Genomic DNA, 15,023 nt, shown 5'->3' with positions numbered 1-15,023 from the left:
TTATGAAAAAAGAAAAAGGGTTACTTATCGTTTTATCTGGCCCTGCCGGTGTGGGGAAGGGAACGGTTTGCCGTGCGCTAAGAGAAACAGAGAACAATATTAATTATTCTGTATCTGCTACTACACGCGCCCCCCGTGAAGGTGAAATCGATGGGGTGAACTATTTCTTTAAAACAAAAGATGAATTTAAAGAGATGATTGAACAAAATCAGCTGTTAGAATGGGCTGAATATGTCAACAATTACTACGGCACACCTCTTCCTTATGTGGAACAGAGCTTAAATGAGGGTAACGATATTATTTTAGAGATCGAAGTCCAGGGTGCTCTTAAAGTAAAGGAACGCTATCCGGAAGGTGTGTTCCTCTTCTTAATGCCTCCAAGTTTAAAAGAATTGCGAGAGCGTATTGTAGGACGAGCTACGGAAAGTGAAGACTTGATCAATCAACGTATGACTGTAGCTAAAGAAGAGATTGAAATGATGAAACAATATGACTACGTCGTTGAAAATGACGAGGTCGAAGAAGCTGTGAAACGCATAGAGGCGATTGTTACAGCTGAACATTGCCGGAGAGATCGCTTGATTCATAAATATAAAGAACTGGTGGAGGTTGATCAATAATGTTATATCCATCGATTGATGACTTATTAAAGACAATTGATTCAAAGTACACGTTAGTGACGATTTCAGCCCAGCGTGCCCGTGAACTTCAGGAAACAGATGAAACGAATATACGGGTAGCGCGGTCAGAGTCACATAAACTTGTCGGAAAAGCATTGGAAGAAATACAAGAAGGGAAGCTGAACTTTAAATCAAAAGATTAGTTTATGTTAAACAACCTATCCATAAATAGGTTGTTCTTTTTTCATGTACAATAAATTAGCTGTGTAAAGCTTTATTCTTATTGCTTCTTACAGAACTGCCGGTCAGGGTTCTTTAACCATGAATGGCACTTGGTAACAAAAGTAATTAAAGAAGAATATTAAAGGGGGAGAATAGGGTGGAGGAGACAAACGTATTGCTCGGTGTAACTGGTGGCATTGCCGCTTATAAAGCGGCTGCTTTAGCTAGCAAATTGACGCAGGCTGGAGCGCATGTACGCGTCATCATGACAGAAGGAGCGGAGCATTTTGTGACGCCCTTAACCTTTCAAGCATTAACCCGCCACACGGTATATACAGATACATATGCAGAGAAAGAGCCGGATAAAGTAGCCCATGTCGATCTTGCGGATTGGGCAGATGTTGTTGTAATAGCGCCGGCAACAGCCAATGTAATCGGAAAAATGGCACAGGGGATATCGGATGACATGCTCACTACCACCTTGCTTGCTACCTTGGCACCAGTCTATATTGCTCCTGCCATGAATGTGAATATGTATAATCACCCGGCAGTGCAAGCGAACATGAAAGAGCTTTTCCAACAAGGTGTTTCCTACCTTGAAGCAGGGGAAGGATATTTAGCTTGTGGATGGACAGGCAAAGGTCGAATGGCTGAACCAGAGGCGATCGTGCAAAAACTGCAAAACGACCTTGCTTTTAAAAAACGCCTCACTGGAAAATCGATTGTAGTAACCGCCGGCCCGACGCGAGAACCGATCGACCCTATTCGTTACTTTTCCAACCCCTCCAGTGGGAAAATGGGTTTTGCCGTTGCTGCAGCTGCTGCCAAGGCAGGAGCTGAAGTGACGCTTATTGCAGGGCCGGTTCATGAGCTTACACCGGCGGGAGTCACTCGAATTGATGTTTCAACGGCTGAGGAAATGAGTGAAGCCGTATTTGCCCGTTTTGACGAGACGGATGCTGTCGTTAAAACGGCCGCTGTCGCTGATTATCGTCCGAAGCACGTGTTTGGCCATAAAGTTAAAAAGCAGACTGGGGATTTGGTTGTTGAAATGGAACGAACTACAGATATCTTAAAAGAGCTTGGCGAACGAAAGAAAGGCCAGCTGCTAATGGGATTTGCAGCTGAAACGGAACAACTAGAAACCTATGCAAAAGAAAAACTTAACAAGAAAAATCTCGATTATGTAGTCGTAAATGACATCGGCCAAACCGCAAGTGGATTCGGCACGGATACAAACACGGTTATCCTTTTTTCAAAAGATGGAGAGCGCAAGGAATTAGAGCAGTTATCCAAACTGGAAATTGGAGAGCACTTGGTAGCTGCCTTGGAAAAAGAGTGGAAAGGGATTTCTAAACTATGATTGCCCGTGTCATTGTCGATGTAGCTGCTGGTCAAACGGATAAGCTTTTTGATTATGACATCCCGGCCAAATTGGAAGAAATGGTGGACCCCGGGATGCGTGTTGTTGTACCCTTTGGTCCACGTAAATTGCAAGGTTTTGTCATGGCAGTGGAATCCGTGTCAGACGTTTCTGGACGCAAAGAGATTGTAGAGTTATTGGACCCGGAGCCAGTACTTACACAAGAACTGATTGAACTTGGCAAGTGGCTGGTAGAAGAGACAGTCTGTTTTCATATTACAGCTTATCAGGCCATGCTCCCAGCAGCGATGCGAGGCAAAACCTCCAAACAAGTCGTTCGTAACGCAGAAGCGGAACAACTGCCGGGAAGTCTGCCGGAGAAGTTTCATAACCGTACAAGTGTGGCCTGGAAAGACTTAGACTCTCCAGATTTAACGTTTGTTAAAAAAGCGCTTGCTGAGAATCTCGTGTTTATCGAGTATAAAGTAAAAGACCAGGCCCGGGCCAAACTGGTAAAGTATATCCAGCTTTCCGAACAAGCAACCGATGAAAAATGGGTTGGTGAGCAAATTAAACGGGCCAAAAAGCAACAGCAGATTGTTGATTTCCTGAAAAAGACTCCGGAGCCGCAGATTGCGCTTTCAACTGTACTGCAGGAGCTTTCGATCACAAAGTCAGTCGTTGATGCCCTTGTACAAAAAGAAGTGGTTGTTGAAAAAGAAATAGAAATGTACCGCGACCCTTTTATTGAAGCGGAAAATGAGCAGAGTGCCGCTCTGCCCTTGACAGATGATCAACAACAACTGCTTAGCCAGCTAACTACCGCTGTTTCAGCGAACAGCCAGTCTCCTTTTCTGTTGAGAGGAGTAACCGGCAGTGGAAAAACGGAAGTCTATTTGCAGACGATTGATCACGTCTTAAAAGAGGGGAAAGAGGCAATAGTATTAGTACCGGAGATCTCACTCACCCCGCAGATGGTCGAACGTTTTAAAGCTCGCTTTGGCCAGGAGGTAGCTGTATTACATAGCGCTTTATCCATTGGAGAAAAATATGATGAATGGCGGAAAATACACCGGCAGGAAGTCAAAGTTGTTGTCGGCGCACGGTCTGCTATTTTTGCTCCCTTTCAACATTTAGGGCTGATTATTATTGATGAAGAACATGAGAGTACATACAAGCAAGAAGACCATCCAAGATATCATGCCCGCGATGTAGCAATTTGGAGAAGCAGCTATCATCAGTGTCCCGTTTTATTGGGGAGCGCGACCCCTTCGCTGGAATCGTACGCGCGGGCAAACAAAGGCGTTTATACATTGCTTGAACTGCCAAAGCGCGTCAATAATCGCCCTATGCCCGCTATTGAAGTTGTAGATATGCGGGAAGAATTAAGGGAAGGAAATCGGAGTGTTCTATCCCAAGCTCTTTATGAGAAATTAAAGGAGCGAATTGCACGCAACGAGCAAAGTGTCTTGTTTTTGAACCGGCGCGGGTTCTCGACGTTTGTGATGTGTAGAAACTGCGGCTTTACCGCAGAATGTCCGCATTGTGACATTACACTGACGTATCACCGCAATCAAAATTTGCTAAAATGCCATTACTGCGCACATGAAGAGGAAGCAGCTTCCACTTGCCCGGAATGTGAAAGTGAACATATTCGTTTCTTTGGAACAGGAACACAGCGTGTGGAAGAAGAATTGCAACGTCTTTTGCCGGAAGCTCGAATTATCCGCATGGATGTAGATACGACACAAAAGAAAGGTGCACATGAGAAACTGCTTTCTTCTTTTGGAGCGGGAGAAGCTGATATTTTGCTCGGCACCCAGATGATCGCCAAAGGGCTTGATTTTCCAAACATTACGCTTGCTGGTGTGTTGGCTGCAGATACCCTTTTAAAGCTTCCAGACTTTCGGGCAGCAGAACGGACGTTTCAACTGTTAACCCAGGTCAGCGGTCGCGCTGGACGTGACAAAGTTGAAGGGGAAGTGGTTATTCAAAGCTATGAGCCTGAGCATTACAGCATACAGCATGCAAAGAGTCATGATTTTGTTTCTTTTTATTATGACGAAATGAAAAGGCGGCACCGTGCCTTGTACCCGCCGTATGTGTTCATTTGTTTAATTACCATTTCACATCCTAATATAGCAAAGGTGATTCAAACAGCTGGAGCCATTGGCGAAGCTCTTTCTCACCACCTGTCGAATGAGGCTATGATTTATGGACCCACCCCCTCGCCGATTGCTCGGATCAAGGATAGATATCGATATCAATGCATGATAAAATATAGGGATGAGCCTGAACTCTCTCGTATTTTAAAGGACCTTTTAAATCATTACAAAAAAGAAATTACAAATGAAGATCTATATATCGCCATTGACCGTCACCCGCAAATGTTTATGTAATCTTGGGGTGGCGGTTGCTTTGAGAAAGGGAGTTTGACTGATGAGAATACTTTTTATGGGGACCCCCGACTTTGCGGTACCTGTTTTACAAACGTTAATTGCCTCAACTTATGAGGTTGCAGGAGTGGTTACACAACCTGACCGTCCAAAAGGAAGGAAAAAAAAGCTGACTCCGCCACCGGTTAAAGTAGAAGCCGAAGCAAATGATTTACCTGTCTTCCAGCCGGAATCATTAAAAGAAAAAGAGAGCTATGAGCCAATTTTAAACATGAAACCTGACTTAGTTGTGACTTGTGCATACGGTCAGATCCTGCCAAAGCAAATCATTGAAGCACCACCGTTAGGATGCATGAATGTACACGCCTCTCTTCTTCCTAAGCATCGAGGCGGTGCCCCTATTCACCGGGCCATCATTAATGGCGATACAGAAACGGGGGTCACGTTAATGTATATGGTAGAAGCTCTTGATGCCGGGGATATCATTGCTAAGACAAGCGTTGCGATTGAAGAAAGTGATCATGTAGGCAGTCTCCACGATAAGTTAAGCAAGGCAGGAGCCAAGCTATTAGCTGAATGGCTTCCGGCGATTGAAGAAGACCGGCTTGAGCCGCTTCCTCAACAAGAAGAAGAAGTAACCTTCTCTCCTACTATTAAACGCGGCGAGGAAAAAATTAATTGGAACCATTCAGCCAGAGCGATATTCAATCATGTGCGCGGAATGAACCCATGGCCGGTCACCTATACGTCTTTTCGAGGGGAAAGCTTGAAAGTCTGGGAAGTGCGTCCTGCTGAAGGGACATTTACCGGTGCGCCTGGTGAAGTGCTCGAGGCGGAACGAGAAAAGCTGCTCGTAAAAACTGGAGGAGACGGTGCCGTTTATTTGCTAGAAGTACAGCCATCAGGCAAGAAACGCATGCCGGCAGCTTCATTTCTCAACGGCCTGCAGCAAGAAATAAGTCCCGGGGAGCGATTAGGAGATGAGTAAGCACTCGGTTCGAGATCATGCCTTGACCATTTTAGAACGTGTAGAACAAGAAGGGGCGTACAGCCACCTCTTGATTAACCATGTCCTTGAAGAACATGACATGGACCCGAAGGATCGTGCTTTATTGACAGAGCTTGTGTACGGCACGATCAAACGTTCACGTACGCTTGACTTTTATTTGCAACCATTTTTAAAACAGCCGATCCAAAAAATGGACAACCGCATTCGCATTATTTTACGTCTTGCCGCTTATCAAATGGTTTATTTAGACCGCATTCCTGCTAGAGCGGCTATTTTTGAAGCAGTCCATTTGGCAAAAACTCATGGCCGGAAAGGCTTATCAGGACTTGTAAATGGCGTACTCAGGAACCTTGACCGCAAAGGCATACCTGACGTAGAAAAGGTTAAGCACCCGCTTGAGCAGCTGGAAATTAAGACATCTCATCCACGCTGGATTCTTACATTATGGGAAGAAGGCTACGGAAAGGGTGAAGCGGAAAATATCGCTCGTTCTCATTTGGAAACTCCGCTGTTGACGATTCGAACGCAAACCCTCAAGATAACGAGAGATGACTTGATGAAGAAGCTGGAAGAGGAAGGGTTTCAAGTAGAAAAAGGAAACCTTGCCGAAGAAGCTATCCTGATTCAAAAAGGCGACCCATTTTCATCTAAAGCCTATGCTCAAGGGTTGTTTACTGTCCAGGATGAAAGCTCGATGTTAGTGGCCCATGCTGCGAACCCGAAAAAAGGCGACAAAATAGCCGACCTGTGTGCAGCTCCTGGCGGAAAAACGACGCATATGGCTGAAGTGGGGCTTGATTCAGCTTTCATTTTTGCATTTGACTTATATGACCAAAAAGTGTTGAATGTAAAACAGCAAGCAATGCGCCTAGGTTTATCATCGATTCAAGTCGCTCAAATGGATGCAAGACAGGCAAGCGAGGAATTGGAAGAAGAAACATTTGACGTTGTTTTAGTCGATGCGCCTTGCAGCGGCCTTGGTGTTATAAAACGCAAACCGGAGATTAAAGAGCATATGAAACAGGGCACAATAAATGAGATCCTTACCCTGCAAGAAAGCATATTGAAGGAAGCCGCCAAACTGGTTAAACCGGGAGGACGGCTTGTATATAGTACGTGTACGCTGAACCCTGCTGAAAATGAGAAGCAATTGACAGCATTTTTAAATGATCAGACGGAATTTGCCTTTGATCAAACACTCTTTTCCAGGCTGCCTGTACATGAAGGTGCGGTAAAGAAGAGTGCAGAAGGCGCAGTGACAATCCTGCCGCACATGTATCAAACGGACGGGTTTTTCATCGCTGCCATGCAAAAAGAAACCCTCTAGGAGGCTAAATGTGGAAAAACTGAAACAAAAAGTACCAGCGGAAATCAAAGGTAAACCTTCGATTTTATCGCTGGAATTTGATGGTCTAAAAGACTGGCTAGTAGAACAGAATGAACCTGCTTTCCGGGCGACCCAGATTTTTGAATGGATTTATGAGAAGCGAGTCACTTCGTTCGAGGAAATGACAAATCTCTCCAAGGATTTGCGGGAGAAACTACATGATTCTTTTTCCCTCACACTTTTAAAAGAAGTGGTCTGTCAGGAATCCCAGGATGGGACAATGAAATTTTTATTTGACCTGCCGGACGGATATGCAATCGAAACCGTTCTGATGCGACATGACTATGGGAATAGTGTCTGTGTAACCACTCAGGTTGGCTGTCGGCTCGGTTGCACGTTTTGTGCGTCTACGTTGGGCGGTTTAAAACGTAACCTTGAAGCGGGCGAAATTGTTGCACAAGTTCTTGATGTGCAGCGCGCCTTGGATGAAAAGGAAGAACGCGTGGATTCAGTCGTTATTATGGGAATAGGCGAGCCATTTGATAATTATGATGAATTGATGCCGTTTTTACGCACAATTAATCATGATAAAGGATTAAATATTGGCGCAAGACACATTACCGTTTCCACGAGCGGGGTAGTGCCACGTATTTATGACTTTGCCGACGAGCAGACACAAATTAACTTTGCCGTTTCGCTTCATGCCCCAACTACTGAAATCCGCAGTCGCTTGATGCCAGTAAACCGGGCTTGGCCGCTTGATAAGCTTATGGAAGCCATTCGTTATTATCAAGAAAAAACAAATCGCCGTATTAGTTTTGAGTATGGTTTATTTGGCGGTGTTAATGACCAAGTAGAACACGCAGAACAATTGGCAGATTTAATCAAAGGCATAAACTGCCACGTCAACTTAATTCCAGTTAATGATGTACCTGAACGTGATTATGTTCGGACCTCGCGTAATGATATTTTTGCTTTTGAACGAACATTAAAGAGTCGCGGGGTTAATGTTACGATTCGTCGTGAGCAAGGACACGACATTGAGGCAGCCTGCGGACAGTTAAGAGCAAAGGAGCGCGAAGAAGAAACGAGGTGAATGCAGTTGGACTTTGGGTCGTTATCAGATCGAGGACAAATTCGGCCTCATAATGAAGACGCGGCTTTTGTCAAAGCTTTGGCCGATGATCAAATTCTTCTTGTTGTCGCTGATGGCATGGGAGGACATAAGGCTGGAGACATTGCCAGCCAGGCGGTTGTTGATATTTTCAAGCAAAAGAGTGAACAAAAAGAACCGTTTGAAACAGTAGAAGAGGCAGAAGCTTGGCTGATTGAAGTGATTACTGAAGTGAATGGTGAAATTTTTAAAGAAGCGCTAGCAGATCCGGAAAAAGCAGGGATGGGAACTACAGTGGTTGCAGCCTGCGGCTTTCCCAAGGATATTGCAGTGGCCCACGTAGGAGACAGCAGAGCGTATCTATTAGAGGCTAATAAGATGTTTACGCTGTTGACGGAAGACCATTCCCTTGTCAATGAATATGTAAAGCAAGGGCAAATCACTTCTGAAGAAGCAGAGCATCACCCGCAAAAAAATGTCTTACTACAAGCACTGGGAACAGAAGAAGAGGTTACTGTCAGCAGTAACCTCTATAATCAAGAATCAGGTTATTCGCTTTTCTTATGTTCAGATGGAGTGACTGATACGTTATCAGAAGAAACGTTAGGCGAAATGCTTCGTTTAAATCAACAAGCTCAAGAACTAGTGGCTAAGGTTATTGAGGAAGCAAATGCTCATGGAGCAACTGACAATGTAACAGCTGCATTGCTTCAGACGACAGACGGAAATGTATCCGGAAGGTGATTCAGTTTGATTGGACAACGAATCAATGACCGCTATGAAGTCATCCGTACCATTGGAGATGGCGGAATGGCTGTGGTATACGAAGCGAGAGATATTATTTTAGAACGTCCGGTGGCTGTTAAAGTGCTCCAGCCTCATTATAAGGGAGACAGTGATTTTGTACGGCGCTTTCATCGGGAAGCGCTGTCATCGACCAATTTGATTCACTCAAATATTGTAGATATTTATGATGTTGGTGAAGCGGATGGGGTCGATTTTATTGTCATGGAATATATCGAAGGTGAAACATTAAAAGAATATATCAATCGCGTCGGTGTTTTGTCGCTTGATGATGTTATCCGGATCTTTCACCAAGTTGGTTCAGCGATAGCTTATGCACACAGCCAGCAAGTCATACACCGAGATATTAAGCCGCACAATATATTGCTAAATCAGAACCAAGAAGCAAAGGTAGCTGACTTTGGGATTGCTAGAGCTTCAACAGAAGCGACGATGACTCATACAAAATCTGTGCTCGGTACAGTCCATTATTTGTCACCAGAACAGGCCCGGGGAGGCATGGTGACTACAGCCTCTGATATTTACGCTTTAGGTATTGTGTTATTTGAAATGGTTACAGGCGAGCTGCCTTTTCATGCGGATTCTGCCGTCTCCATTGCGATTAAACATTTGCAGGAGCCTCTTCCGGACCCATCGAATTTCCGCGAGAACATCCCGCAAAGTTTAAAAAATGCGATTTATAAAGCAACCGCAAAAGACCCCGACCAACGTCATGAAAGCGTTGAGGCAATGGTAAGAGATGTGGATACTACGTTAGATCCTGACCGGTATGAGGAAGCACCTCTTGTTTTAGAGCAGGAGGATAATGAGCAGACAAAAGCGGTTCCTATTGTAGGCGGAGTGGAGTACCCTGACGAAGAGACGCAGATTGCAGGAGCGGATATAAAGGAAGAGGAAACGCTTGCAGGACCTCTCCCTAACGAAGAAGCTAATTCCAATGAAGAGCGACCAATTAAGAAAAAGAAGAAGAAGAAGAATTGGGTGTTAATATTATTTCTTATTGGATTGTTGTTTTTTGGGGCGATTGTTGCCGCCTTTACTTTAATTCCTGCCTTATTTAGTGTTGATGATGTAGACGTGCCTGAGGTGGCTGGGCTTCATATAGAGGACGCAGAAGAACAGCTTGAAGAACAAGGGCTTATCAGCGAAATTGAGTGGATTGAAGATGAAGAAATAGAAGAAGATTATGTTATTAGGCAAAATCCGAACCCAGGCCGGACGGTAAAAGAAGGCTCAACTGTAAATTTACATGTTAGTGAAGGGCCTGAAAATGTTGATATGCCAGGTGTTATGGGCATGCAGAGAGAACAAGCTGAAGAAACTCTGGCTGATTTTGAAGAAGTCAGTTTTGAAGCTGAAGAGTCCACTGAAGCAGAGGAAAACACAATTATCAGTCAAGACCCGGACGAAGGTGAACGTGTTGTTTATGAAGATGAAATTCACTTAGTATATAGTTCACTCCCTGAATTTTCTCTAGATAACCTTCAGGACCAGTCAGAAGAAAATGTACGTAATTATTTACAATCACAGGGACTTACGGGGACCTTTAATGAAGCACATTCTGAGTCGGTAGCTGAAGGTGATGTTATTCAACATGAACCTGGGCCGTATGAAACGGTAGAATACGGGGATGAGGTCCAATTTGTGATTTCGTTAGGGCCAGAAGAAGAGGAAGAAGAAGAAGTAGTAGAGGAAGAAGAACCAGAAGAACCAGAAAGCCAACAAGTAGAAGCAGTTCTTCCGGTGGAAATCTCAGAAGAGGAACAGGACGAAGGAATAGAGTATGAGGTGCTGATCGTTTATGAGGATGCGACAACAGATGAGCCGTCAGTTTTCGTAGAAGAGACGATTGAGGAGTCAGAAACGTACCACATACCACTTGAGATTACACCCGAAATAGATGGCACGTACACACTTTATATCGATGATGAAGAAGTCCAATCCAATACATTTCCGTACGAAGAATAAGGAGGCTCTATGGCTGAAGGTAAGATTGTAAAAGCAGTCGGTGGTTTTTTTTACGTAGAAAATGAAACAGGTCGTTATCAATGCCGGGCCAGAGGGTTATTTCGCAAAAAGAAAGAAAAACCACTAGTAGGTGATGAGGTAATCTTTGAGGCTGAGACTATAGAGGAAGGATACGTCCTCGAAATTAAAGCGCGGTTTAATAAATTGACTCGACCTCCGATTGCCAATGTAGAGCAGGCATTAATTGTGTGTTCAGCGGTTTCTCCGGATTTTTCTCCTTGGCTCTTAGACCGCATGCTTGTACATGTGGAAGCGAAAGATATCGAACCGATCTTGCTGTTTACGAAAAGAGATCAGTGCAATGAGGAGAAATATGAGCAAATGAAAGGCTACCAGCAGCTTTATGAATCATTGGAGTATCCTGTTTATTTTGTCTCTCATACAGATGAAGAGGACCTGGACCAAGTTGCTACTGCTTTTGCAGGTAAGGTTACGGTGCTGGCAGGAGCATCAGGAGTTGGAAAGTCCAGCTTCTTAAATAGGATCAGCCCCGGCCTCGATCTGGAAGTGGGTGAAATTTCAAAACAGCTAAAGCGTGGCAAACATACGACTCGTCACGTGGAACTTCTCTCTGTTCAGGGCGGACAAGTAGCAGATACACCTGGCTTTAGTGCGCTCGATTTTGAAAACATTCAGCCCGAAGAGCTTACTCTTTATTTTCCGGAAATGAGGGAGCGGCGAAGCGCCTGTAAGTTTCGGGAATGTACGCATCGAAAAGAGCCGGCTTGTGCGATCAAAGAAGCTGTTGAACAAGCTGAAATCTCCCGTGAACGTTACGAGCATTATCTATCATTTTACGAAGAGATTGTGAAACAAACTTCCTGGAGGTAAAACATGACGATAAAAATTGCGCCTTCTATTTTAGCAGCAGATTTCTCCAACTTGGGTGAAGAGGTCCGCGGAGTTGATCAGCTCGGAGCTGATTATATTCATGTGGATGTAATGGATGGCCGCTTTGTGCCGAACATTACAATGGGACCGCCCGTGGTTAAAGCCATTCGTCCGCATACAAACAAAGTACTTGATGTTCATTTAATGATTGAAGAACCAGAGAAGTATGTAAGCGATTTTAAAGAGGCAGGCGCAGATATTCTTACTGTGCATGCGGAAGCTAGTCCGCATTTACATCGGACGCTTCAACTCATCAAAGAACACGATATGAAAGCAGGAGTGGCGATTAATCCTCACACGCCAATAGATGTGGTTCAGCATTGCCTGGAGTTGACAGATTTAATTTTAGTTATGACGGTAAACCCTGGCTTTGGGGGTCAAGCTTTTATTCAGGAGACGTTGACAAAAATTCGCGAGATTACAACATTAACTGAACATTGTTCACAAGCAATTGATATTGAAGTGGATGGCGGAGTGAATGAGCAAACAGCCGCCTGGTGTAAGCAAGCTGGAGCAAATGTGCTCGTTGCTGGTTCAGCCATTTTTAATCAAACAGACCGAAAAGCAGCAATGGAAGCCATTCGCAAGGAAGGGTAACCGTGGATAAACTGAGGTAAAGGCGAAGGCAGAAGATTTTAAATCTCTTTTAAAAAAATCGTGTACTTTTTTCGTCAAGTTGAATATATATAACAAAGAACATGTGGGCATTGACGGAATAAACGCCAGCTTTGAACCAAGGAGGAATGGCGATGAAATTTTACACGGTTAAACTGCCGAAGTTTCTAGGTGGAATGGTCCGCGCCGTCTTACATTCATTCCGAAAAGATACGTAGAAAAGCGGAGCATGCTTGAAAAGCGGCGACAAGTTTTTCAAGAACTGCGCAGCACAGCTCGCTGTGCGGAGTCAGGACTAGAAAAAACCTCGAGCCGCTAGCATGCGCAGCTAGACAGAGAAAAGCGGAGCGGACTTGTCTTGCGACGCAGAGCCCTTCTCACCCCCCGAGGAGGCTGTTGCCGCCGCAGACCGGTCCAGAAGCGATTGCAAGCCGCTAACGCCCGTAGCTAGACAGAAAAGCGGAGGGCGTTTGGTCAGCGGCGCCGCACGGTTCTTAACCGGCGAGGAGGCTGTTGCCGCCGCAGACCGGTCCAGAAGCGATTGCAAGCCGCTAACGCCCGTAGCTAGACAGAAAAGCGGAGGGCGTTTGGTCAGCGGCGCCGCACGGTTCTTAACCGGCGAGGAGGCTGTTGCCGCCGCAGACCGGTCCAGAAGCGATTGCAAGCCGCTAACGTCCGTAGCTAGACAAAGAAAAGCGGAAAACGGAGTTGAGGGGCGTCAAGCAAAAGGCGAGCGCTGGCAAAGCTACTTTTTGGCTTTGAAGGAGCGGGACTTATGATCTCTTGATACATTTGCAACGTTAGTTGAGGTGTCGCCATTAGCCCTGCAAAAAGCACAGAAGGGGCTGTCCCAAAAGGGCAGCCCCTTACCTTTTTATTCCAATTTAAAATACTAAAAAAGAGATCATCCTTTTGCTAAAATGGAAAGTAACCACACCAACCACTAGAAAGGATGATCTCTTATGTTTAAAGATTATACCATGGGACAACTCGTTCTACCAATGGATTTTAGTGATTTGATTCCAGAAAATCATGTGTCACGTGTGGTGCATGACATGATTGAACAGGTGGATGAGCAGTTGTTCTATGCCGCTTATGAGGGCGGAGGCCGCCCTTCTTATCACCCAAAAATGATGACGAAAATTGTTTTGTATGCCTACACGCAAAAATGGTATTCCTGTCGTGACATTCAAAAAGCCCTTGAAGAAAACCTGCCGATGATGTGGTTAGCTGCCCAGCAAGTACCGAATTTTCGAACCATCAACCGCTTTCGTTCCGAACGCATGCAAGACTTGATTGAGCCCCTTTTCACCCAATTAATCCAACTTCTCTTAGACCAAGAGTATATCACTATGGAACATTATTTTCTCGATGGGACGAAAATCGAGGCGAATGCCAACCGGTATTCATTTGTATGGCGAAAGGCTTCTGAGCGTTATGAAGCAAAGCTCCAAGACAAACTAAAAACCCTTTTCGCTCATATTGAAGACACGATCCGTCAAGATGAAGCCACCTGTTCCCCTTCGGAAGAACCTTCGGCTCGCATAACCTCAGAACAACTTCAAGAGGCGGTCCATCAAGTGGAAGAGCAGTTAGGCAAAGCGGAACAGGCTGTTGAATCAGCTGCCGATCCTGAAGAGAAAAAAGTAAAGAAAGAAGAGCTTCGCACCTTACGGCGGATGCATAAATCCATGACATCAGATTATTTGCCGCGGCTCCAAAAGTACGAAGATCATTTTGCCACATTTGGAGACCGTAATAGTTTCTCAAAGACAGACCGTGATGCGACATTTATGCGCATGAAGGAAGATCATATGAAAAATGGGCAGCTCAAGCCGGGTTATAACGTTCAAGCTGGTACGGAAAATCAATTTATTCTGGGGTACTCGATTCACCAACGTCCAACGGACGCTCGCTGCTTTCAACCGCATATGAAAATGCTGAAAAACCGAGCACTGCCCTTCCCTGAGCAAGTTGTTGCGGACGCTGGTTATGGAAATGAGAGTAATTATGTATATGCCGATGATCAGGACATCGATCTCCTCGTTCCCTATAATATGTGGCGAAAAGAGAAGAAACGCAGTTTTAAGAAAAATCCTTATCATGTACAAAACTGGACCTATGATGATAAAGGAGATTACTTTATTTGCCCGAATAATCAAAAGGTAACCTTTCGATACAAAAAACATCGAACGGATACGTATGGCTACCGACGTCAATTTCGGATTTACGAGGCGGAAGATTGCAGTAATTGCCCGGTCAAGTCAGCTTGTACGAAAGCAAAAGGGAATCGGCAGATTCATTATAATCCGCTGTATGAAGCGAAAAAGAAAAAAGCGAGAGAAGCCCTTGGTACGGAAGAAGGCGCTGAGACCTATAAGTTGCGTAAAGTAGAGGTCGAAAGCGTGTTCGGCCATATCAAGGGCAATAGGTCGTTGCGCCGCTTTTCTCTTCGCGGCCTAGACAAGGTCAACGTAGAGTTTGGGTTGGCAGCCATAGCCCATAACCTCCTAAAACAAAAGGAGGTGGACAACCTCTATCATTATCATAAGGATAATACTAAAAAATCCGTTGTGATGAATAACCATCACAACGGATTTTTTAATACTTTTCAAAGGCTTTTGGGACAGCCCC

The 15,023-nt window shown here is 44.8% G+C and carries 13 protein-coding genes; all 13 read left to right on the top strand.

Annotation, left to right across the window (positions count from 1 at the left end):
* Positions 1-2: 2 nt before the first annotated feature.
* Entirely contained in the window at positions 3-620 is a 618-nt protein-coding gene (gene gmk / locus D469_RS0100070; RefSeq protein ID WP_018921307.1) for a guanylate kinase, read from the top strand.
* On the top strand, positions 620-823 hold the full coding sequence (rpoZ, locus tag D469_RS0100065) for a DNA-directed RNA polymerase subunit omega (RefSeq protein WP_018921306.1): 204 nt from the start codon (positions 620-622) through the stop codon (positions 821-823). The genes gmk and rpoZ overlap by 1 nt, the downstream gene beginning before the upstream one ends.
* 176 nt (positions 824-999) lie before the next feature.
* Positions 1,000-2,205, top strand: coding sequence for a bifunctional phosphopantothenoylcysteine decarboxylase/phosphopantothenate--cysteine ligase CoaBC (coaBC, locus tag D469_RS0100060; RefSeq protein WP_018921305.1), 1,206 nt, complete (start codon positions 1,000-1,002; stop codon positions 2,203-2,205).
* Positions 2,202-4,604, top strand: a complete 2,403-nt coding sequence (gene priA, locus D469_RS0100055; protein ID WP_018921304.1) for a primosomal protein N' — start codon at positions 2,202-2,204, stop codon at positions 4,602-4,604. The genes coaBC and priA overlap by 4 nt, the downstream gene beginning before the upstream one ends.
* A gap of 40 nt (positions 4,605-4,644) precedes the next feature.
* Positions 4,645-5,589: a methionyl-tRNA formyltransferase gene (gene fmt, locus D469_RS0100050; protein ID WP_018921303.1), complete on the top strand. Its 945-nt coding sequence runs from the start codon at positions 4,645-4,647 to the stop codon at positions 5,587-5,589.
* Positions 5,582-6,937 (top strand): 16S rRNA (cytosine(967)-C(5))-methyltransferase RsmB, encoded by a 1,356-nt coding sequence (gene rsmB, locus D469_RS0100045; RefSeq protein WP_018921302.1) that lies wholly within the window; start codon positions 5,582-5,584, stop codon positions 6,935-6,937. Before fmt ends, rsmB begins: the two co-directional genes overlap by 8 nt.
* Before the next feature lie 10 nt (positions 6,938-6,947).
* On the top strand, positions 6,948-8,033 hold the full coding sequence (gene rlmN, locus D469_RS0100040) for a dual-specificity RNA methyltransferase RlmN (protein ID WP_018921301.1): 1,086 nt from the start codon (positions 6,948-6,950) through the stop codon (positions 8,031-8,033).
* Between the two features lie 6 nt (positions 8,034-8,039).
* Positions 8,040-8,795, top strand: coding sequence for a Stp1/IreP family PP2C-type Ser/Thr phosphatase (locus D469_RS0100035; RefSeq protein WP_026286026.1), 756 nt, complete (start codon positions 8,040-8,042; stop codon positions 8,793-8,795).
* Positions 8,796-8,801: 6 nt separating this feature from the next.
* Positions 8,802-10,823: a Stk1 family PASTA domain-containing Ser/Thr kinase gene (pknB, locus tag D469_RS0100030; protein WP_018921299.1), complete on the top strand. Its 2,022-nt coding sequence runs from the start codon at positions 8,802-8,804 to the stop codon at positions 10,821-10,823.
* A gap of 9 nt (positions 10,824-10,832) precedes the next feature.
* Positions 10,833-11,714, top strand: coding sequence for a ribosome small subunit-dependent GTPase A (gene rsgA, locus D469_RS0100025; RefSeq protein ID WP_018921298.1), 882 nt, complete (start codon positions 10,833-10,835; stop codon positions 11,712-11,714).
* A 3-nt stretch (positions 11,715-11,717) separates the two neighbouring features.
* A complete protein-coding gene (rpe, locus tag D469_RS0100020) occupies positions 11,718-12,371 on the top strand; it encodes a ribulose-phosphate 3-epimerase (protein ID WP_018921297.1) in 654 nt (217 codons plus the stop codon).
* Between the two features lie 152 nt (positions 12,372-12,523).
* Positions 12,524-12,607 (top strand): stage V sporulation protein SpoVM, encoded by an 84-nt coding sequence (gene spoVM / locus D469_RS19275; protein WP_018921296.1) that lies wholly within the window; start codon positions 12,524-12,526, stop codon positions 12,605-12,607.
* A 744-nt stretch (positions 12,608-13,351) separates the two neighbouring features.
* Positions 13,352-15,023, top strand: a 1,672-nt coding sequence (locus tag D469_RS0100005; protein WP_018921294.1) for an IS1182 family transposase, incomplete at its 3' end; no start/stop codon positions are given.

The sequence above is a fragment of the Salsuginibacillus kocurii DSM 18087 genome, assembly GCF_000377705.1.
Lineage (GTDB): Bacteria > Bacillota > Bacilli > Bacillales > Marinococcaceae > Salsuginibacillus > Salsuginibacillus kocurii.
The sequence above is the reverse complement of the archived record's forward strand: the minus strand, read 5'-3'. Positions and strand labels throughout refer to the sequence as shown.